The following is an 18,738-nucleotide window of genomic DNA, read 5'->3' on the forward strand; positions in this document are numbered from 1 at the left end:
GGTCAGCCCTCCTTCGGAGCGCTCCACTCGACGCTGACGGTGAAGTTCGCCTCGCCCGCGGACTTGGCCACCGCGAGGTTCGCCTCGCCGGTGACCTTGATGCCGAACTGCAGGCTGATCCTGGCCGGCGGCTGCTCCATGCTCCGCAGCTCGCCGAGCACCGCCTCGGCGGCGGGCCGGGTCGCGCCCATCGCCGCCTGCACGGTCTCGGTGGCCTGCTCGACGCCGTTGCGCCTGCCGACCCGCGCGTTGCCGTGCTGCTCGTCGGCCGCCTCGATCAGGATCTCGCCGCCGCCGTCGAGCGGCATGCTGACCAGTGTCATGGCCGCAGTGAACCACAGAAATCCCGCCCTGCTGCGGTGATCGGAGCAAAGGCACCGGAATTCCGCATGCGGCGCAGGGGAAATCTGTACTGTTGCGCTGTTCCTTCCGATCACTCGAATGGTCAAGGACATGGGGTTACCGCAGAAGCACGACCTAATCGGCTCGGCACTCGTGCGGTTCAGCGCGGGTGGGGCCCGAGTCGGGGCGGGATTTCTCCTTTCGCCCGACCGGATCGCCACGTGCGCGCACGTGGTGGCCGACGTCCTCGGGTTGCCCCGCGACCAGTCAGAGCCGCCGACCACGACGTTCGTCGTCGAGTTCCCGATGCTCCGCGACGTCGACGGAATCGTGCTCGCGACCCGGGTGGAGGTCGCCGACTGGTGGCCGATCGGCGCGGACGGAACCGGTGACATCGCCGTCCTGCGGCTGCTCGATCCGGCACCGCCGGGTGCGCTGCCCGCGCCGACGCTGGTCCGCGACGACGTGTGGCAGCACCCGTTCCGGGTGATGGGGTTCCCGCAGGGGCAGGACGACGGCACGTGGGTGACCGGTGAACTGCTCGCCAAGCAGGGGACCGGGTGGATCCAGCTCCGTTCCGGAAGCGGGCAGCGCAGCATCGAGCAGGGCTTCAGCGGTGCCCCGGTGTGGGACGACGAACTCGGCGGTGTCGTGGGCATGGTGGTCACGCACGCCCTCGACGACCCGTGGACGGCGTACCTCCTGCCGACCACCGCGCTCGGCGACGCCTGGAACACCGACCCCGTCAACCCCTACCTCGGGCTCAGGTCGTTCGAGGAGGCCGACGCGAGGCTGTTCCACGGGCGCGACGACGACGTCGCGCGGCTGGCCGCGCTGGTCCGGGACAGGGACCTCGTCGCGGTCGCCGGGCCGTCCGGCAGCGGCAAGTCGTCGCTGGTGCGGGCGGGACTGCTGCCCGCGCTGCGCGCCGACGGCGTCGACATCGTGGACCTCCGGCCGGACCCGGACGACCTCGCGCGGCTGGAAGCGCACCTGGTCGTTCCCGAGCGTCCGACTGTGCTTTTCCTGGACCAGTTCGAGGAACTGGTGATCGCCGACCCGGCCGCTGCCCGGCGGATCGTCGAGCGGATCACCGAGGTGACTTCCGCCCAGCCGCGCACCGTCGGCGGGCCACCGCCGCTGCGAGTGGTGCTGACGCTGCGTTCGCGGTCGCTGGACGAGCTCGTCACCCCTGCCACCACGCAGCAGCTCAAGGATGCGATGTGCCTGGTCAGCACGATGTCGCAGGAGCAGTTCAGCGAGGTGATCACCGGCCCGGCGCGGGTCGTCGGCGGGCTGGCGTTCGAGGACGCGCTGGCGGAGCGCATCGTCGCCGACACCGTCGATCAGCCGGGTGCGCTGCCGCTGGTCGCGCTGACCCTGGACCTGCTGTGGGAGAACCGGCACGGCGGCTGGTTCACGCACCAGGCGTACGAGCGGCTTGGCCGGGTGGCGGGCGCGCTCAGCCACCGGGCGGAGGAGGTCTACCGGTCGCTGAGCGAGACCGACCAGCGGCTCGCGCGTCGACTGCTGGTCCAGCTCACCCGGCCGGACGGCGAAGGAGGTTTCGCGCGGCGTTCGCTGCGGATGGCCGAGCTGCATCCCGACCTGCACCCGGTGGTGCTCACGCTCGCGCACGAGCGGCTCGTCGTCGTGGCGCACCAGGAGGACGGCGGCCAGCGGGTCGATCTGGTGCACCAGGCGTTGATCGACCAGTGGTCCGAACTGCAGGGCTGGCTCCGGGAGGACGAGGAGTTCCTGACCTGGCAGGCAGATCTGCGGCAGGCCGTGGACCAGTGGGAGCAGGCCGATCGCGATCCCGGCAGCCTCCTGCGCGGAACCACGTTGGCCAGGGCGACCGAGTGGGCGCAGCAGCACGACGAGGCGCTGACGCCCGAGCAGCGCGACTTCGTCCAGCGCAGCAAGCGGGCCGAACGGTCCCGCGCCCGGATGGGGAGGGCGATCACGGTGCTGGCCGTGGTGGTCGCCCTGGTGGTCGGCCTCCTCGCGGCGGTCGTGGTGCAGCGCAACGCCGAAGTCAACCGCCAGCTCGACGCGACGAACGCGGATCTGCTGGCGCAGCAGGTGGAACGGGCCGATGACGACAACGACTACGGGAGTTCGTTGCAGTTCGCCCTGACCGCGTGGCGGGAGGACCCGGGAAGCGCTGCCGCGTACGGCGGACTGCTGATGCACTACATCAAGTGGCAGCAGGCTGAACGCGTGTACCGGGTGCCGGACGGGACCGATGTCCACCACACCTCCACCTCGGCGGACGGGCTCTCGTTCGTCGTGGTCGACGACGACTCGCGGGTTCCGGTGCAGCTCTGGACGGAGCTGGACCGGCCGGAGCCGGTGATCGGCAGGCTTCCGATCACCAACGCGATCAACGCGACGATGAGCCCGGACGGCCAGACCGTCGCCACGGTGAACGTCTTCGGCGCGGTCGAGCTGTGGAGCACGCGGACCCTGGACCGGATCGCGGAGCTGAAGCCGCCGATCGCCGACATACCGGTGGACTACCGCGTCGTCCTGCCGCACATGACCTTCAGCGGCGACGGCCGATTCCTCTCGGTGCTCCCCGGGGTGCTCCCGCAGGGACGACCGGAGAACAAGATCATCGAAACCTTCGACACGCGGACGCTCAAGTCGGTGGACGAGCCGCAGGGCCCCGCGTCCGAGATATCGGTCAACGAGTTGTCGCCGACCCGGGATCCCAACGTTCGCCTGGGAGAGATCAACGCCGGAGACGCCGATGCACCGCTGTCCACGCGCGTCGTCGAGCTTCCCCAGGACAGGCCCGGTACGGGCCACGAATTCGGAATGGGTCGCATCATCTCCAACGGAGACGAGGTGCTCCGATGCCTGTCGGAGGGTGTTGTCGAGATCGTGGACCGGGCGTCGAAGGCGCCGAAGGCCACTTTCTCGGGAATCGACTGCTACGCCAAGAGAATCGGGGACTACCTGGTCGGTTCCGCGACGGAACCACCGCCGAAGACCGACGACCCCACGACCTTCACCAATGTCGAGACCCTTCTCGCCATCCACATCCCCAGTGGTCGGCGATTCCAGTACGCGCACCCGGAATCCGTGCTCGGATCGAGCGACGTCCTGGCGGTCGTACCGGGGGCTGACGGCAGCTCTCCCGACGTGGTGCTGCGGAGCTTCAACAACGTTTTCCGGATAGCGATGGCCGAGCCGCTGCCGCCCGCCGCAGGTGACTGGGGCGAGCTGGAATCGAGCGTGACCACCGGGTTCGTTCGGGCCAACACCATCGCGGCCACGACCACCACCGGTGAGATCGTCCTGCTCGACGAGACCTACACGCGGCTGCTCGCGCGGATTCCGAAACCTGCGGAGAACACCACCCTGGAGTTCAACCGCAATGGTCGGCAGCTGTTCGTGGCAACACCGCAGAAGGTGCTGGTCTACCGGCTTCCGGACCTGCACCTGGAACGGGAGGTGCCGATCCCGCAGCCCGACTACCCGTGGCTGGACTACGAACAGGACGGCTACTCCTACGTCGGATACCTCTCGCCCACGGAGGTCGTGGTGCTGCACGCCGGTGTGCTCAGCTACTGGGATCCCGGGACCTGGCAGCAGCGTTCGGAGCCGATCCCGCTCTCCACCGATCGGGCCGAGATCGACAACCTGGTCCGCAACGCAAGCCTCTACGAGCGATCAGGACATCCCGGGCAGGTCGTCGTGTCGGCCGGGTGGACGACCGCGGTGTGGAGCGTGCCCGACCGCCGCAAGATCGCCGCGTACGAGATCAGCACGAGGTCCGGCGCCGACGCGGTGATGGTCAGCAACGACGGCGCGGTGTTCGCCTACAGCGACGACTGGGGAAACATCAGCGTCCTCGACCTGGAAACCGGCAGGAACGTGACCGGCGTGGCGACCGGCGAGGGGCCGGCTCTCATCGGCCCGGAGCGACTGGTCACCGCCGGTCCCCAGTCCATGGAGGTGTGGGACTGGCGGCGGAGGATCCGGATCGGATCGGTGTCCCTGCCCCCGGTCCAGAACCAGGTGACCAGCCCGGAGCAGATCATCGCCTTCCGTCCGGGCCAACCGCCGCTGACGATCCCGCTCGACGCGCGGACGATGGCCGAGGCCCTGTGCCGGATCAGCGACCGGGGGTTCACCCCCGACGAGATCGACGTGCTGCCTGCGGGCGTGGACACCGACCCACCGTGCCGGGGGCTGGGCAAATGAATCACGCGGCCGCCCCCGGGGGTGCCTAGTTCGGCGACTGCGGCGGCTGGGCTCCCGGCGGGTACTGGGTTCCCGGTGGGTGCTGGGTTCCCGGTGGGTGCTGGGTTCCCGGTGGGTTCTGGGTTTCCGGTGGGTTCTGGGTTTCCGGTGGGTTCTGGGGCAGCGGCGCGGGTGGCGTGCGGCGGCTCAGGAAGAACTCGACCAGGTTGTACGCGCCTACCCCGAACAGCAGCAGCACCGTCAGCCAGTAGCCGAACCGCGAGTGGAGCATGCTGTCGGCGATCGAGTCCGTGATGAACCCGGACTTCTCGAACTCGGTCACCACCGCGCGGCGCAGCAGGCCCTGACTGATCATCAGCAGCAGGGCCGCCGCGACCCCGAGCACGAGACCGAGCCACCAGCGCCACGCGGAGGCCGCGATCCCGGCGAGGACGACCAGGAGCGCGACGATCATCAGCGGCTGGTGCGGGAACGAGTCCAGCTGCTGCTCCACTTCGCCGGCCTCCTCCGGCTGCTGGGATCCGGCGAAGTCACCGGTGGCGGTCACGGTGGGTTCACCGCCGAAGGTCAGGGTCCACCCGGAGAAGTCAGCGCTGACCGACCCCATCGGGCTCTCGCAGGACACGGTGAAGAACGGCAAGGAGAAGCACAGCAGTGCCAACAGGAATCCGGCGGGACTGATCACTTTCCGGCGCGTCGTCCGTCTGAACATCGCGCCAGGCTAGGGGCGGGTGGACCGGCCCGGGGCGGGTTTCGCGCAACGGTCACCGAACGGCCGCAACCGACCGGTCGGTTCGCAAGGTCGCGTTGAGGGGCGTCCGGCGGCCAGCTTGGAACGCGGTCGGCCGGGGTAGCCGAAGGCCAACGGACTCGACACCCACGGAGGTGGTTGGTGATGAAGGCTGTCGTGTACCAGGAGCCGTTCTCGGTCGCGGTGAACGAGGTTGACGCACCGCGCATCGAACACCCCAACGATGTGATCGTGCGCATCACCTCGACCGCGATCTGCGGTTCCGACCTGCACATGTACGAGGGCCGCACAGCGGCCGAGCCGGGCATCGTGTTCGGGCACGAGAACCTCGGCATCGTCGACGAGGTCGGTTCCGGAGTGACCGGTCTCAGCCGCGGTGACCGGGTGGTGATGCCGTTCAACGTCGCCTGCGGCTTCTGCAAGAACTGCCTGGCGGGCAACACCGGGTTCTGCCTGACGGTCAACCCGGGCTTCGCGGGCGGCGCTTACGGCTACGTGGCGATGGGCCCGTACACCGGTGGCCAGGCCGAGTACCTGCGCGTCCCGTTCGCCGACTTCAACTGCCTGAAGCTGCCCGCGGACTCCAGCAAGGAGTCCGACTACGTCCTGCTCGCCGACATCTTCCCGACCGGCTACCACGGCTGCGAGCTCGCCCAGGTCTCGCCGGGCGAGACGGTCGCGGTCTACGGTGCGGGCCCGGTCGGCCTGATGGCGGCCTATTCGGCGATGCTGCGCGGGGCGTCCCGCGTGTTCAGCGTGGACCGGATCCCGGAGCGGCTGGCCAAGGCGGAGGAGATCGGTGCGGAGCCGATCGACTTCAGCAAGGGCGACCCGATCGCGCAGATCAAGGAGATGACCGACGGCGAGGGCACCGACAAGGGCGTGGACGCCGTCGGCTACCAGGCGCAGGTCGGCGACGCCTCCAAGGAGGAGCCCGCGGTCGTGCTGAACTCGCTGATCGAGACCGTGCGGCCGACCGGACGGCTGGGCGTGCCCGGCCTGTACGTGCCGTCCGACCCGGGCGGGCCGGACGAGCAGGCCAAGCAGGGCAAGCTGCTGGTGTCCATCGGGCGGATGTTCGAGAAGGGGCAGGTAATCGGAACTGGCCAATGCAACGTCAAGCGCTACAACCGGCAGCTGCGGGACATGATCACGACGGGCCGGGCGACCCCGAGCTTCGTGGTCTCGCACGAGCTGTCGCTGTCGGAGGCCCCTGACGCGTACCGGAAGTTCGACCAGCGCGTGGAGGGATACACCAAGGTCGTCCTGCACCCGTGAGTCTTGTGACACGCCCGCGGGCGCGCGGGCGTGTCTTCGCGACTCAGCGGGCAAGAACTGAGCGGAGTGCTCGTTCCAGGTCGGTGGCGGGGCCGGGGCCGGGGCTGCGCCAGGCGATGAAGCGGTCCGGCCGGACGAGCACCGCGCCATCATCGGAGACGCCGTACGGCTCCGCCCACGGTCCGGTCAGGCCGTCTCCGATCCGGTGCGCGGTGAGCCGCACGCCGAGGTCGGCGGCGACCGACTTCGCCGCGCGCTCCCACTCCTCGGAGCCGGTCAGCACGACGAACTCGCGACCGAACAGCTCGATCGTGGACAGCGGCCCGTCCGGCGAGTCCAGGACGACGTGCGGTGCGCGGGAACCCGGCCGCCCGGTGGGCGCGTTCGGGTCCTCCAGCAGTTCGTGCTCATCGCCCGGTTCGGACACGACCGCGCCGTTATGCCGGTAGCCGAAGAACAGGGTCGCGGGGTCCTCGACCGGAGGCGGGCCGTCGTACCGCGCGCCCGTGCGCACCATGGCGTTCCGGTACTGGTTGGTCGCGATCCACTCGCCGACCGGGCGGCGTTCGGCGTCGTGGCTGTCCAGCAGACCCGGGCCCGCCTCGCCGCGCAGCACCGCCGCGAGCTTCCACGCCAGGTAGAAGCCGTCGAGGATCGCGGTGTTGCCGCCCATACCGCCCTGCGGCGGCATGGTGTGCGCGGCGTCGCCGACCAGGTGCGCCCGGCCGGAGCTGAACCGGTCGGCCACGTACATCCCGGTCTCGACCGGAGCCCGGTCCAGGATCTCCACCTCCAGGTCCGGGACGCCGGTCGCGATCCGGATCTGCTCGACGGCCCGCTCCGGGGTGAAGTCGTCGAGGTGCTGGGTGTCCGGGTCGAAGCCGACCCCGACGACGAACCGGTCCGCGTCGTCGGTGCTGACCAGGACGCCGGTTCCGCCGGAAAGCTCCGGGTTCTGCAGGTAGTAGAGGACCTGCTCCTCGCCGACTACGTGCCCGAGGTCCGCGCGGATCCCCCAGAGGACGTTGTGCGCGATCGATCCGCTGCCGTGGGTGCCGATGCCCAGCGCGGTGCGCACGGGGCTGCGGTGACCGTCGGCGCCGACGAGGTATTCGGCTTCGACGGTGCTTTCCTCGCCGGTGCGCAGGTCTCGCAGGACTGCGGTCACGCCGTCGCTGTCCTGCTCGAAGCTGACCAGTTCGGTGGAGAAGCGCACGTCGGCGCCGAGTTCGCGGGCACGGCCGAGGAGCAGCCGCTCGGCGGCCTCCTGGCTGGCGTCGGCGGAGGCGGCGGGCGAGAGGTGGCCCATCGGCACGAACGTGTCGTGCAGGATCTCGTGGAACACCGGGCCGCTGGCGGAGGCGGCTATCCGCAGGGCGAAGCCGCGGCTCTTCGGCGAGGCGGCGACGAACGCGTCCTCCAGGCCGACGAGTCGCAGCGCCTCCATCGTGTGCGTTTGCTGGCCGCGCGCTTTCGGATGCGTCGAGGTGCTCTCGTGCCGTTCGACGACGAGCGCGGGCGTGCCGTGCATGCCCAGGAACACGGCGGTGGACAGGCCGGAGAGGCCGGCGCCTGCGACGAGCACGGGTGTGCGGGTCATGATCTCCCCAATCTGGACGAACACTGTTCGCAACTACGAACACCGTTCTAAGTGCGAACGGCGTTCGTGTCAAGTACAGTGTTCGCCGGTCCCCGCGAGCTGGAGGTGTCCGAGATGTCCGTGCCCGATCCGCCGTGGCAGCAGCGCGCCGCGCGGAAGCGTTCGGCGAAGCGGCCGCTGGACACCGACGTCATCGTGCGCACCGCGCTGGAGCTGACCGACCGCGAAGGGCTGGACGCGGTGAGCATGCGGCGGGTGGCGCAGGAGCTCGGCACCGGCGCGGCGTCGCTGTACGCCTACGTGCGCAACAAGAGCGAGCTCCAGGAGCTGATGCTCGACCTGGTGATCGGCGAAGTACCGCTGCCGGAGCCGGACCCGGCGCGCTGGGAGGAGCAGCTCAAGCAGTTCGCCCGCGACCAGCTGCGGGTGTTCACCGCCCACCCCGGCATGGCGCAGGTGGTGGCCCGCACCCCGGCGCCGACCGGACCGAATGCGTTGCAGGTCACCGAGACGATGCTCACGCTGCTGCGCGGGGCCGGTCTCCCGGACCGGATCGCGGCCTTCGCGGTCGATCTGCTCGCGCTGTACCCGAACGCGATCGCGCTGGAGCGCACCGCCGATTTCGCTTTGACGGACGGGGAAAGGGACGAGCGGATGTCCCAGGTGGAGGACTACTTCGCGGCGCTGCCCGCGGAGCGGTTCCCGAACCTGCTGGCGATCCTGCCGGTGATGATGAGCGACGAGGGCGAGGAGCGGTTCGAGTTCGGCCTGGAGCTGATCATGCGCGGGCTCCGGTCCTGGGTGGAGTGAGCGGTTACTGTTGTTCCCCATGGATATTCGGGTCGTAGAGCATCCGCTCGCCAAGTCGAGGCTGTCCACGATGCGCGACGCGCGCACCGGCAGCGCCGCGTTCCGGGCCGCGTTGCAGGAGCTCACCCTCATGCTGATCTACGAGGCGACCCGGGACGCCGAGGTGGCCGAGGAGATGATCCACACCCCGGTCGCGCGCACCACCGGCTACCGGCTGGCGCATCCGCCGCTGCTGGTCCCCGTGCTGCGCGCCGGGCTTGGCATGGCCGACCAGGCGCACAAGCTGATCCCCGAGGCGCAGATGGGCTTCGTCGGCCTGGCCAGGGACGAGAAGACCCTCCAGCCCACGCCGTACCTGGAGTCGCTGCCCGCGGACCTGTCCGGTCGCCCGGTGTTCGTGCTCGACCCGATGCTGGCCACCGGCGGCTCGATGGTGCACACGATCGACCTGCTCACCGGCCGCGGCGCCACCGACGTGACGGCCATCTGCACGCTCGCCGCGCCGGAGGGGCTGGACCGGCTGGAGAAGTCCGGGCTGCCCGTGCGGGTCGTGACCGCGAGCGTCGACGAGCGGTTGAACGAGTCCGGGTTCATCGTTCCCGGGCTGGGCGATGCCGGGGACCGGGAGTACGGGGCCGTCTGAGGCTCCGCCGGGGCGGTTTCCCCTCGGCCCCCGCGAGCAACGCAGAGACGCCGAACGGGCGGTACCCGTGGTCTAGACCTTGTCGGACTATGGTCCAGACCACAGTCCGCGATCCCCGCGGGCGAGGTCATCCCCGATGACCCAGGAGTTGCGCTATGTCCCCAACTCGAACGTCCCCGGCCCCGTTGTCCCGAGCCCGGTTGTCTCCAGCCCGATGGCGGTTACCGGCGCTCGTCGCCGGTGTCCTCGCACTGATGTTGTCCGCGCTGGTCCCCGCTGCCGCCGCCCCCGACGCGGCGCCGCAGGCGGCGGCCCGCAAGGTCGGCTACTTCACGCAGTGGTCGATCTACGACCGGAACTTCTTCGTCAAGAACCTCGACACCTCCGGCACCGCGGCCAAGCTCACCCACCTCAACTACGCGTTCGGAAACCTCGACGCGTCCGGCAGGTGCTTCCAGGTCAACCAGCTCGGCGAGGGTGACGCCTGGGCCGACTACCAGCGGCGGTTCACCGCCGAGCAGACCGTCAGCGGCCAGGCCGACGCCTACGACCAGCCGCTGGCGGGCAACCTCAACCAGCTCAAGCAGCTCAAGCAGAAGCACCCGCACCTGAAGGTCTACATCTCCTTCGGCGGCTGGACCTGGTCGAAGAACTTCCACACCGCCGCCGCGACGCCCGAATCGCGGACGGCGCACGTGAAGTCCTGCATCGACATGTGGATCCGCGGCAACCTGCCCAAGATCGGCGAACCGCAGGGCGGTGACGGCGTCGCCGCGGGCATCTTCGACGGGGTCGACCTGGACTGGGAGTGGCCCGCTTCGGAGGGCGGCCCCGGCAACGTCGTCGACCCGGCCGACAAGCAGAACTACACCGCGCTGCTCCAGGAGTGGCGCACCCAGCTCGACGCCGTCGGCAAGGAGACCGGCAGGCCCTACGACATCTCGGCGTTCCTGCCCGCCGACCCGAAGAAGATCGACGCCGGGTTCGAGGTGCCGAAGGTCTTCGACCTGCTCACCTTCGGCACGATCCAGGGCTACGACCTGCACGGCGCCTACGAGCCGACCACCAACCACCAGTCGGCGATCCACTCCCCGGAGGGCGACCCGTCCCCGGAGAAGTGGAGCATCGACCAGACCGTGAACACCTGGCTCGACCGCGGCGCACCGGCGGACAAGATGGTGCTGGGCGTGCCGTTCTACGGCCGCGGCTGGATCGGCGTGCCGAACCAGAACAACGGCCTGTTCCAGACCTCCACCGGCGCGGCTCCCGGCACCTGGGAAGCCGGGTTCGAGGACTACAAGGTGCTCAAGTCGAAGGCGGGCCAGTTCACGCTGCACCGCGACGAGAAGGCCGGGTTCGCCTGGCTCTTCGACGGCACCACGTTCTGGACCTACGACGACCCGGCCGAGCTCAAGCGCAAGCTGGCCTACGCCAAGCAGAAGGCGCTCGGCGGGGCGATGATCTGGTCCTTGGACGGCGACACCCCCGAGGGTGAACTCATGACCGCCGTCCACGAGGGGCTCGGCGGCTGATCGGTCCGCGAGCCCAGGGCCGTTCCCGCGTTCCCCCGTTGCGCGGGGACGGCCCCTTCTCCGCGGTATGGCCACCGGTGGTATCAGGCAGATACCATCTGTGGCCATGGCGATGACGTTGCGTCTGACCGAGGAAGAGAACCGGCGGCTGGCCGAGCTCGCCGCCGCCGAGGGCCGCTCCAAGCAGGACGTCGTCCGGGTCGCGCTGGCCGAGCGCTGGGCGCGCCAGCAGAAGGAACAGCAGCTCGACGAGGTCGTGCACCGGGTGCTGCCGCGTTATCGGGGATTGCTGGACCGCCTGGGCCCGGCATGATCGACCATTGATCGGTGATCGTTTACCTCGACGCTTCCGATCTGCTGCTGCTCGCGACCGCTGTCACCAACGGTGACCTGGTGGTTCGCGACAGCGGACTGCTCGACTCCGCCGCGTACCGGCCGAGAGCCGAGGTGCTGGGGGCTCCGGCCTACGACACGCTCTGGTTGAAGTCCGCCGCGCTGCTCGACTCGATCGTGCGCACCCGTCCGCTCGTCGAGGGCAACTGGCGGCTGGGCTGGATCGCCGCGGTGACCATGTGCGACATCAACGGCTGGTCGGTCGACGCCGACGAGGACGCCGCGCTCGACCTGGTCCGCGATGTCGGCCGCGAGCGGGTGGAACTCCCGGAGGTCGCCGAGCGGCTGGAGAGTTGGTCCCACCCCAAGGTCTGAGAGATCTCGCGGAACCGGCTGTTCGCCCGGAGTTCGCGTGCGCAACCGTGGTCGCTGCGGCCCGTTTCGTGCGACGCTCGATCGCGTGGCTTCACGCAGTTCCCGGTTCCTGTGCGGCGCCCTGGCCCTGGCAGTCGCCGGTTCGGCGTACCGCAGCGCTCGGACGGTCAGCCGCACCCGCCTCGTCGTCCCGCTGCACCGGGCGGCCCCTGGACGGGACTTTCCGCCTCCGGTGACCGCGGTCGTCCCCGCCCGCGACGAGGCCGCCGTGCTGGACGCGTGCCTGCGCGGCATCCGGCGCCAGACGCATGGCGGCGAGCTGCGGATCGTGCTCGTCGACGACGGCTCCACCGACGGCACCGGCGACATCGCCCGCGCGCATGCGGCGGTGGACCCCCGGCTCGCCGTCGTCCGGGTCGACGGACCGCCACCGGGCTGGACCGGGAAGGTGCACGCGATGCACACCGGCGTCGAGCACGCGGGCACGTCCGGGGAATGGCTGCTGTTCGTCGACGCGGACACCGTGCCCGCTCCCGACCTGCTCGAACGGCTGCTCGCCACGGCCGAAGCGGTGGACGCCGACCTGGTCTCCACGCCGGCCGGACCGCCCGCCGGGCACTCGGTGACGTGGCCGCTGCTGATGCCGCCGGGGTTGCAGCTGATCGGGGAGAACGCGGCGCCGGACGGGCGGGGCCGCCGGGCGTTCGCGATCGGCCACTGCATCCTGATCCGCCGCTCGTACTACGAGAAGACCGGCGGCTGGGCGGCGTTGGCCGCGCGGCGCAACGAGGACGTCGCGATCGCGACCGCGGTCCGCGACCACGGCGGCACCACCCGGGTCGTCGACGGCCTGGACCACGTCACCACCAGCGGGATGGACCCGTTCGCGCGCGGCTGGGCCTCGTTCCGGAAGAGCTTCGTGGCCGGAGCCGGGAACTCGGTCCCGGTGCTGGTCGGCGGTGGTCTGGGGCAGATCGCGCTGTCGCTGGCCGCGCCCGCGGCGGTGCTGACCGGAGTGCGGACCCGGACGCCCGCACTGGCCGGGCTGGGCCTGCTGGGATGGGCGGCGCAGGGGCTGGCCCACGAGCGGGCCGCGCGGCTGATGCGCGCGAACCGGCTGCTGGCGCCGCTCGCGCCGCTGACCGGCGCGCTGTTCGGCGGGGTGCTGCTGGACGGCGCGGTGCGCGCGCTGCGCGGCGCGAGCACCTGGAAGGGAAGAGCCTGAACACACCGGGAGTCGGCCGTGGCCCGTCGCCGACGGACCACGGCTCGCCCGGTTCGAAGTTGCGGTCAGAGGTGGGACGGATCCGGTTCCGGTCCGCCCCCGGCGGAGCTCACCCGCGTGAGGCGAGTCCGGAGTCCGGCCTTCAGCTCGCTGCCTGTGCGGTGCCGTGCTTGCGCAGCGCCACCGGTGCCCCGGCCAGATCTTCCTCGTTGCAGAGCAACTTCAGGTCGTAGTAGGGCTTGCCCTTGCGGTCGTCGTAGTCCAGGTGGACGGCGATGACATCCACGGGTTCACCCAGCCAGGACTGGGCTTCGCGGAGCCAGCGGGCGGACCGTTCCAAGGCGGTCGGTAGATCGTCGTCGCGGAACTCGACCGGCCGATAGGGGACGCCCTGGACCTGATCGTTCGGATCGGAGGGCTGGGGGAGATCCACAGAGACGCCGGATTCGTTGAGTTCGAGTTCGATCGTTTCCTCACTCACCTCCGAAGCGTAACCCCTGTGCCCTGACCAGGTCGAACAATGCGGTGACCGAATTGATACCGGATTGACGCAGCGGTACGCCCCGGCCTACACCGGGAACATCCTGTGGCATATACCATTCGATTTCGGGGGCGCCCTGAACATTGCACGTGATGAGGGAAGGCGGGCTCTGCTCAGGGCGCCCGGCGCGTCGTCCGGGGGCGCGCCCCGACGACCCGGTCAGCCTAACGCGACACCGCCCAGCAAGATCAACTGGGTCGGTTCCGCCTGCGCCCGGCCGGCTTCACGCGGGACGGCACAGCATCGGGTTCGCCAGCTCCGCGCACGGCTTGTGCCTGTGCGAGCGGACGATGTCCCTGCCGACCTCGTTGACCAGGTACCGCAGGAAACCGGCGGTCAGCGAGTGCGCCTTCGGTTCCCCGTAGGTGTAGGCGTACTCGGTCTCCCAGAACGGGTACGAACCCTGGTCGGCGCCCTCCAAAGTGGCCGGCTGGCCGTCGATGCGCACCGGGAACACGTCGGCGCGCTGCTCGGCGGCGCCGGCCTCGACGTAGCCGAACGCGCCGGGCGTCGTCGCCACCGTGTTCAGCACGTCCTCGGTCGAGCCCCGCTCGCAGCGCACCGCCCCGGGGGCCGCGCCGGGCGCGCGGTCCCGGCAGTCGTCGGAGGTGTTGACCGGTTCGCGGGCACCCAGCAGCAGGTGCTGCTCGAAGGTCCGGCGGGTGCCGGAGTTCGCGTACCTGCTGACCAGGCGGACCGGCACGTCGTTGCCGTTGAGCTGGTTCCAGTTGGTGATCTGCCCGGCGTAGAGCTGCCGGATCCGGTCCGCGGACAGGTCCTGCACCCCGGACTCCTTGTTGCTCACCATGGTGAACAGCGAGAACGCGATGGGCCGTGGCAGCAGCCTCGGGTACCGGTCGGTTTTCATGCCGTCGGAGAACGCCACCACCTCGGGGTTCTCGCCCTGCTTCCCGGCGGCGTCGAGCCGGTCGAGCCCCTCGGTGCTGCCGGTGGCCTGGACTTCGATCTGCGCGCCGGGGCAGGTCCGCACGTACGACGCGGCGGCCTCGTCGAGCACCGGCCGGAACGCGGTGGATCCGACGACGGTGAGCTTGCCCTGCGCGCAGTCGAGCGGGGTGTCCTGCGTGGCCACCGAAACGGAGACCTGAGCGAGGATGACGGCCACCAGGAACCCGATCAGCGCGACCGCGTTGCGCGGGGTGCCGATCTGGTTCTTGGTCTCCCTGATCCGGCCGCGCCCGACCCCGCCCTTGATCCCGCCGACGACCTTGGGCGGCTGGGCCTTGCGCACCGCCCCGGTCTTGTCCGGCACGCGGTCGAGGGCGGCCAGGACCTTGTAGTGCTGCTTGCGGTTCAGCGACACCTTGGGCAGTTCGATGACGTTGTCCTTGACCCGCAGCCCCGAGTTCTCGCGGAACGAGTCGCGCAGGAACTCGTCGCTGAGCTCGGTCACCATCATCCCGACCACCCGGCGGCCGGGGAACTCCACGGCGATGCCGGCGTCGACGTTCTCCGGCGCGGCGTAGTCGTCGGCGTCGATGGGGCTCGCGCCGATGTTCTCGATGCGCAGCAGCACGAACGACGGCGCGATCAGCCGCTCGTTCTCGCTGAGCGGGAACTGCTGGAGGGCTCCGGCGTACTGGGAGGAGTCCACGTCGGTGGCGGTGGTGTCCATCTGCACCCGGTAGCCGAGGCGTTTGCGGCCGATGAACACGAACTCGTAGAGCGCGGCGATGATCGGGACGACGACACCGAGGACCGCGAAGATGATTTCCCAGGGAATCCCGTCCATGCCCGAACTCCCCCTCGCCGCTGATCAACTCCCAGGTGGCAAGAACATACGAGCCCGCCCGGGAGACCAGATCCGCTTGCGAGGAGCCGTCGACCACTGTTCACCCACCGTTGGCCGAACGCGGCATCGCTCGGTGCGGTGGGAACTACGGCATCAGGCCCGCCGCGACGGTGGCACCGAGCTCCCAGCACTTCTCGAGGTCTTCCTTGCCGGGCTCGCCGGTCACCGACACGTGTTCGGCCGCCTTCTCCCAGCCCATGCCGGTGGTGATCGACTCGACGCCGCGGATCGCGCCGGTGGTGTCGTTGTTGCCGTGCACGTAGAGCCCGTACGGGCGGCCCCGGGTCGAGTCCAGGCACGGGTAGTAGGCGAGGTCGAAGAAGACCTTCAGCGCGCCGCTCATCATGCCCAGGTTCGCCGGGGTGCCCAGCACGTAGCCGTCGGCGGCCAGCGCGTCGGCCGGGGTGGCCTCCAGCGCCGCACGGCGGACGACCTCGACGTCCTCGATCTCGTCGGTGGTTGCACCGGCCACGACCGCCTCGAACATCGCCTGGAGGTTCGGCGAGGGCGTGTGGTGCACGATCAGCAGCCTGGGCACGCCCCGAGCCTGCCGCCCGGTGACCCGATCGTGCAAGTGAACGCCTGTTGTCCCCGGTTGTACGGTGGTTTCCCCTGATCACGGCAGCGACGCTGAGGTGGCGGGCTGCGACGACGAAAGGCGAGGTCAGCCATGCCAGAACGCGCCGAATGGGTGCCGCCGAACATCGACGTCGAGGCCCCCAGCGCCGCCCGCATCTACGACTTCCTGCTGGGCGGCGGGCACAACTTCGCGATCGACCGGTCGGTCGGCCAGCGGGTCCTCGAAGTGCAGCCGCAGGGGCGCCAGATCGCGACGTCGAACCGGGCGTTCCTGAACCGCGCGGTCGAGTACATGATGTCGCAGGGGATCGACCAGTTCCTCGACCTCGGCTCGGGAATCCCCACCGCGGGCAACGTCCACGAGGTCGCGCAGCGCACCAATCCGGACGCCCGCGTGGTCTACGTCGACTACGACCCGGTCGCGGTCGCGCACAGCCGGCTGCTGCTCAGGGACAACCCGAACGCGACCGTCATCGACGCCGACCTCCGTGAGCCCGGCAACGTGCTGGACTCCCCGGTGGTCCGCGAAGTCCTGGACTTCACCCGGCCGATCGGCCTGTTAACCGTCGCGATCTTCCACTTCGTGGCGGACGAGCGGAACCCCGCGGCCATCCTCGCCCGCTACCGCGACGAGCTGCCGTCCGGCAGCCTGGTCGCCCTCTCCCACCTGACCGCCGACCAGATGCCCGCCGAGATGGCGGGCGTGGTCGAAGCGATGCGCAACAGCCGCGACCCCATGTACTTCCGCAGCTTCGCCGAGGTTTCCGCGCTCTTCGCCGGCCTGGACCTGGTCGAGCCCGGCATCGTCAGCGCCCCGGCGTGGCGCAACCCCGACTGGGACGATCTCGCCGTTCAGGAAGGCGTCTACGTCGGCGTCGGCCGCAAGCCCTGAGTTCCTGTTTGCCAGATTCCTTTTGCGTGGCGGTGCGGGTGGCGGAACCTCAGGCGTCCGCTGGCTCCGGAATCTTTTTCGCACGTATGCCAATACGAGCGAAAAAGCTGTCCTCGCCAGCGAACGCCTGAGAACCCGCGGCGGTGCCGGTTGCTGGGGTGGGCTAAGCGGCTGCGCCGCTTGAAGACAACGCTCGGAGCCTAGTCGCGGACGAGGTCGGCAACGGCGTCCTCCAGTTCGGAAAGCCGTTGTGCCGCAACGCGTTTCGCGGTGTCGAGGGTGTCATCGGCAGCGGCTTCCACGACCTGCAGGTAGCACTTCAGCTTGGGTTCGGTGCCGGACGGGCGGATGACCACGCGCAGCCCGCCCGCTCCGGTCAACACCAGCGCGTCGGTGCCGGGCAGCAGATCACGCACCGCCACCGGGGAACCGGCCAGCTCCTCCGGCGGGTCCGCCCGCAGCCGCCGCATGGTCTCGGCGATCACCGCGAGGTCGGTGACCCGGACCGACACCTGGCCGGTCCGGTGCACGCCGTGGGCGATCGAGAGCTCGTCGAGCATCCCGGACAGGGACCGGCCGCGCGCGGCCAGGTCGCACGCGAGCACCGCGGTCGAGATGCCGTCCTTGTCGCGCACGTGGTCCGGGTCCACGCAGTGGCCCAGCGCCTCTTCGTAGGCGTAGACCAGTCCGGTCCCCGCGCCGTCGCCCGCACGCACCAGCCACTTGAAGCCGGTCAGCGTCTCGTCGTAGCGGACACCGTGCTCCGCGGCCAGCGAGCGCAGCATCGTCGCCGACACGATCGTCGTCGCCACCAGCGGATCCGGGTGCTCCTCGCGGTCCAAACCGGACAGCACGTGCTGCGCGAGCAGCACCCCGGTCTCGTCCCCGCGCAGCATCCGCCAACTGCCGTCCTCGCGGATGCCCAGCGCGCAGCGGTCGGCGTCGGGGTCCAGCGCGATCGCGAGGTCCGCGTCGATCTCCTCGGCCAGCTCCAGCAGCGCGTCGGTCGCGCCGGGCTCCTCCGGATTCGGGAAGCCCACCGTCGGGAAGTCCGGGTCCGGTTCGGACTGCGACGCGACGAAGTGCACGTCGTCGAATCCCGCGCGGCGCAACGCTTCCCGCAACGGCCGCGCACCGACCCCGTGCAGCGCCGTCGCCGCGATCCGCAGTGGACCGGCCGGCGGACGTGCGAGCGACGAGACCCGCGTCAGGTACTCGTCGAGCGCGTTGTCCAGCACCGACCAGTCCCGGCTCCGGGGAACCGAGGCCGCGTCCGGCGTGCGCGCGATGGCCGCCTCGATCTCGGTGTCGCTCGGGCCGACCAGGTGGATGCCGCCGCGCAGGTAGAGCTTGTAGCCGTTGTCCTGCGGGGGATTGTGCGACGCGGTGATCTGGATCCCCGCCACCGCGTCCAGCGCCCGCGTCGCGAACGCGACCACCGGCGTCGGCAACGGCTCCGGCATGACCCGGACGTCGAAGCCCGCCGCGGCCAGCACCCCGGCCGCGTCCGCGGCGAAGTCCTCCGAACCGCGCCGCGCGTCCCGGCCGACGACCACGATCCCGCCGCCGTTGCCCTGCGCCGACAGCCATTCCGCGACCCCGGCGGTGGTGCGGATGACGACCGCGCGGTTCATCCCGTTCGCGCCCGCGCGCACCGGACCGCGCAGACCGGCGGTGCCGAAGGTCGGCATGCCCGACATGCGGTCGGCGAGTTCGGGGGAGTCGAGCAGCGCCCGCAGCTCGGCGCGGGCCGCCGGGTCGACGTCCCCGGCGATCCAGCGCTCGGCGGCCTCCCGCAGCCCGTCCAAC

16 protein-coding genes are annotated in these 18,738 nt (G+C 70.3%); 9 read left to right on the forward strand and 7 right to left on the reverse strand.

Annotated features, from left to right (window positions below; translation table 11 throughout):
* Positions 1–2 precede the first annotated feature (2 nt).
* Positions 3–323 (reverse strand): CU044_2847 family protein, encoded by a 321-nt coding sequence (locus ABD691_RS06780; RefSeq protein WP_344678575.1) that lies wholly within the window; start codon positions 321–323, stop codon positions 3–5.
* Between the two features lie 130 nt (positions 324–453).
* Here ABD691_RS06780 and ABD691_RS06785 point away from each other — a divergent pair, with 130 nt between their 5' ends.
* On the forward strand, positions 454–4,557 hold the full coding sequence (locus ABD691_RS06785) for an nSTAND1 domain-containing NTPase (protein ID WP_344678576.1): 4,104 nt from the start codon (positions 454–456) through the stop codon (positions 4,555–4,557).
* Between the two features lie 25 nt (positions 4,558–4,582).
* On the opposite strand, the gene ABD691_RS06790 is transcribed toward ABD691_RS06785, so the two are convergent.
* Positions 4,583–5,269: a hypothetical protein gene (locus ABD691_RS06790; RefSeq protein ID WP_344678577.1), complete on the reverse strand. Its 687-nt coding sequence runs from the start codon at positions 5,267–5,269 to the stop codon at positions 4,583–4,585.
* 183 nt (positions 5,270–5,452) lie between these two features.
* On the opposite strand from ABD691_RS06790, the gene ABD691_RS06795 reads away from it, so the two are divergent.
* Complete coding sequence (locus ABD691_RS06795) at positions 5,453–6,586, forward strand: glutathione-independent formaldehyde dehydrogenase (RefSeq protein WP_344678578.1); 1,134 nt, start codon at positions 5,453–5,455, stop codon at positions 6,584–6,586.
* A 43-nt stretch (positions 6,587–6,629) separates the two neighbouring features.
* Here ABD691_RS06795 and ABD691_RS06800 read toward each other — a convergent pair whose 3' ends face one another.
* Positions 6,630–8,186 (reverse strand): FAD-dependent monooxygenase, encoded by a 1,557-nt coding sequence (locus ABD691_RS06800; protein WP_344678579.1) that lies wholly within the window; start codon positions 8,184–8,186, stop codon positions 6,630–6,632.
* A 114-nt stretch (positions 8,187–8,300) separates the two neighbouring features.
* Between ABD691_RS06800 and ABD691_RS06805 the strand changes: the two genes are divergently transcribed.
* The 6 genes from ABD691_RS06805 to ABD691_RS06830 all read left to right on the forward strand — a co-directional run bounded on the left by ABD691_RS06805 (position 8,301) and on the right by ABD691_RS06830 (position 13,104).
* Positions 8,301–8,996: a TetR/AcrR family transcriptional regulator gene (locus tag ABD691_RS06805; protein ID WP_344678580.1), complete on the forward strand. Its 696-nt coding sequence runs from the start codon at positions 8,301–8,303 to the stop codon at positions 8,994–8,996.
* Between the two features lie 19 nt (positions 8,997–9,015).
* Positions 9,016–9,639 (forward strand): uracil phosphoribosyltransferase, encoded by a 624-nt coding sequence (gene upp, locus ABD691_RS06810; protein WP_344678582.1) that lies wholly within the window; start codon positions 9,016–9,018, stop codon positions 9,637–9,639.
* Between the two features lie 254 nt (positions 9,640–9,893).
* Positions 9,894–11,171, forward strand: coding sequence for a glycoside hydrolase family 18 protein (locus tag ABD691_RS06815; RefSeq protein ID WP_344678583.1), 1,278 nt, complete (start codon positions 9,894–9,896; stop codon positions 11,169–11,171).
* 106 nt (positions 11,172–11,277) lie between these two features.
* Positions 11,278–11,484 (forward strand): ribbon-helix-helix protein, CopG family, encoded by a 207-nt coding sequence (locus ABD691_RS06820; protein WP_344678584.1) that lies wholly within the window; start codon positions 11,278–11,280, stop codon positions 11,482–11,484.
* 14 nt (positions 11,485–11,498) lie between these two features.
* Positions 11,499–11,879, forward strand: coding sequence for a type II toxin-antitoxin system death-on-curing family toxin (locus tag ABD691_RS06825; RefSeq protein ID WP_344678585.1), 381 nt, complete (start codon positions 11,499–11,501; stop codon positions 11,877–11,879).
* An 85-nt stretch (positions 11,880–11,964) separates the two neighbouring features.
* Positions 11,965–13,104 carry a glycosyltransferase family 2 protein gene (locus ABD691_RS06830; RefSeq protein ID WP_344678586.1) on the forward strand — a complete coding sequence of 380 codons (1,140 nt, stop codon included), beginning with the start codon at positions 11,965–11,967 and terminating at the stop codon, positions 13,102–13,104.
* Between the two features lie 142 nt (positions 13,105–13,246).
* Here ABD691_RS06830 and ABD691_RS06835 read toward each other — a convergent pair whose 3' ends face one another.
* The 3 genes from ABD691_RS06835 to ABD691_RS06845 form a co-directional block, all read right to left on the reverse strand.
* Positions 13,247–13,585 (reverse strand): hypothetical protein, encoded by a 339-nt coding sequence (locus tag ABD691_RS06835; RefSeq protein ID WP_344678587.1) that lies wholly within the window; start codon positions 13,583–13,585, stop codon positions 13,247–13,249.
* 283 nt (positions 13,586–13,868) lie between these two features.
* Positions 13,869–15,398: a PstS family phosphate ABC transporter substrate-binding protein gene (locus ABD691_RS06840; RefSeq protein WP_344678588.1), complete on the reverse strand. Its 1,530-nt coding sequence runs from the start codon at positions 15,396–15,398 to the stop codon at positions 13,869–13,871.
* A gap of 145 nt (positions 15,399–15,543) precedes the next feature.
* Complete coding sequence (locus tag ABD691_RS06845) at positions 15,544–15,996, reverse strand: flavodoxin family protein (RefSeq protein WP_344678589.1); 453 nt, start codon at positions 15,994–15,996, stop codon at positions 15,544–15,546.
* 132 nt (positions 15,997–16,128) lie between these two features.
* Between ABD691_RS06845 and ABD691_RS06850 the strand changes: the two genes are divergently transcribed.
* Positions 16,129–16,929, forward strand: a complete 801-nt coding sequence (locus ABD691_RS06850) for an SAM-dependent methyltransferase (protein ID WP_344678590.1) — start codon at positions 16,129–16,131, stop codon at positions 16,927–16,929.
* Positions 16,930–17,129: 200 nt separating this feature from the next.
* Here the strand turns inward: ABD691_RS06850 and ABD691_RS06855 are convergent, their stop codons facing one another.
* On the reverse strand, positions 17,130–18,737 hold the full coding sequence (locus ABD691_RS06855) for a phospho-sugar mutase (RefSeq protein ID WP_344678591.1): 1,608 nt from the start codon (positions 18,735–18,737) through the stop codon (positions 17,130–17,132).
* Position 18,738 lies beyond the last annotated feature (1 nt).

This window comes from Saccharopolyspora taberi (genome assembly GCF_039534165.1).
In the GTDB taxonomy this organism is placed as follows: Bacteria; Actinomycetota; Actinomycetes; order Mycobacteriales; family Pseudonocardiaceae; genus Saccharopolyspora_D; species Saccharopolyspora_D taberi.

What these genes read in the sequence shown, in the direction of transcription:
- ABD691_RS06795 (WP_344678578.1), top strand. Translation starts at nt 5,453, where the DNA reads ATGAAGGCTGTCGTGTACCAGGAGCCGTTCTCGGTCGCGGTGAACGAG.
- ABD691_RS06805 (WP_344678580.1), top strand. Translation starts at nt 8,301, where the DNA reads ATGTCCGTGCCCGATCCGCCGTGGCAGCAGCGCGCCGCGCGGAAGCGT.
- ABD691_RS06815 (WP_344678583.1), top strand. Translation starts at nt 9,894, where the DNA reads ATGTTGTCCGCGCTGGTCCCCGCTGCCGCCGCCCCCGACGCGGCGCCG.
- ABD691_RS06820 (WP_344678584.1), top strand. Translation starts at nt 11,278, where the DNA reads ATGGCGATGACGTTGCGTCTGACCGAGGAAGAGAACCGGCGGCTGGCC.
- ABD691_RS06780 (WP_344678575.1), bottom strand. Translation starts at nt 323, where the DNA reads ATGACACTGGTCAGCATGCCGCTCGACGGCGGCGGCGAGATCCTGATC.
- ABD691_RS06850 (WP_344678590.1), top strand. Translation starts at nt 16,129, where the DNA reads ATGCCAGAACGCGCCGAATGGGTGCCGCCGAACATCGACGTCGAGGCC.
- upp (WP_344678582.1), top strand. Translation starts at nt 9,016, where the DNA reads ATGGATATTCGGGTCGTAGAGCATCCGCTCGCCAAGTCGAGGCTGTCC.
- ABD691_RS06785 (WP_344678576.1), top strand. Translation starts at nt 454, where the DNA reads ATGGGGTTACCGCAGAAGCACGACCTAATCGGCTCGGCACTCGTGCGG.
- ABD691_RS06840 (WP_344678588.1), bottom strand. Translation starts at nt 15,398, where the DNA reads ATGGACGGGATTCCCTGGGAAATCATCTTCGCGGTCCTCGGTGTCGTC.
- ABD691_RS06790 (WP_344678577.1), bottom strand. Translation starts at nt 5,269, where the DNA reads ATGTTCAGACGGACGACGCGCCGGAAAGTGATCAGTCCCGCCGGATTC.
- ABD691_RS06800 (WP_344678579.1), bottom strand. Translation starts at nt 8,186, where the DNA reads ATGACCCGCACACCCGTGCTCGTCGCAGGCGCCGGCCTCTCCGGCCTG.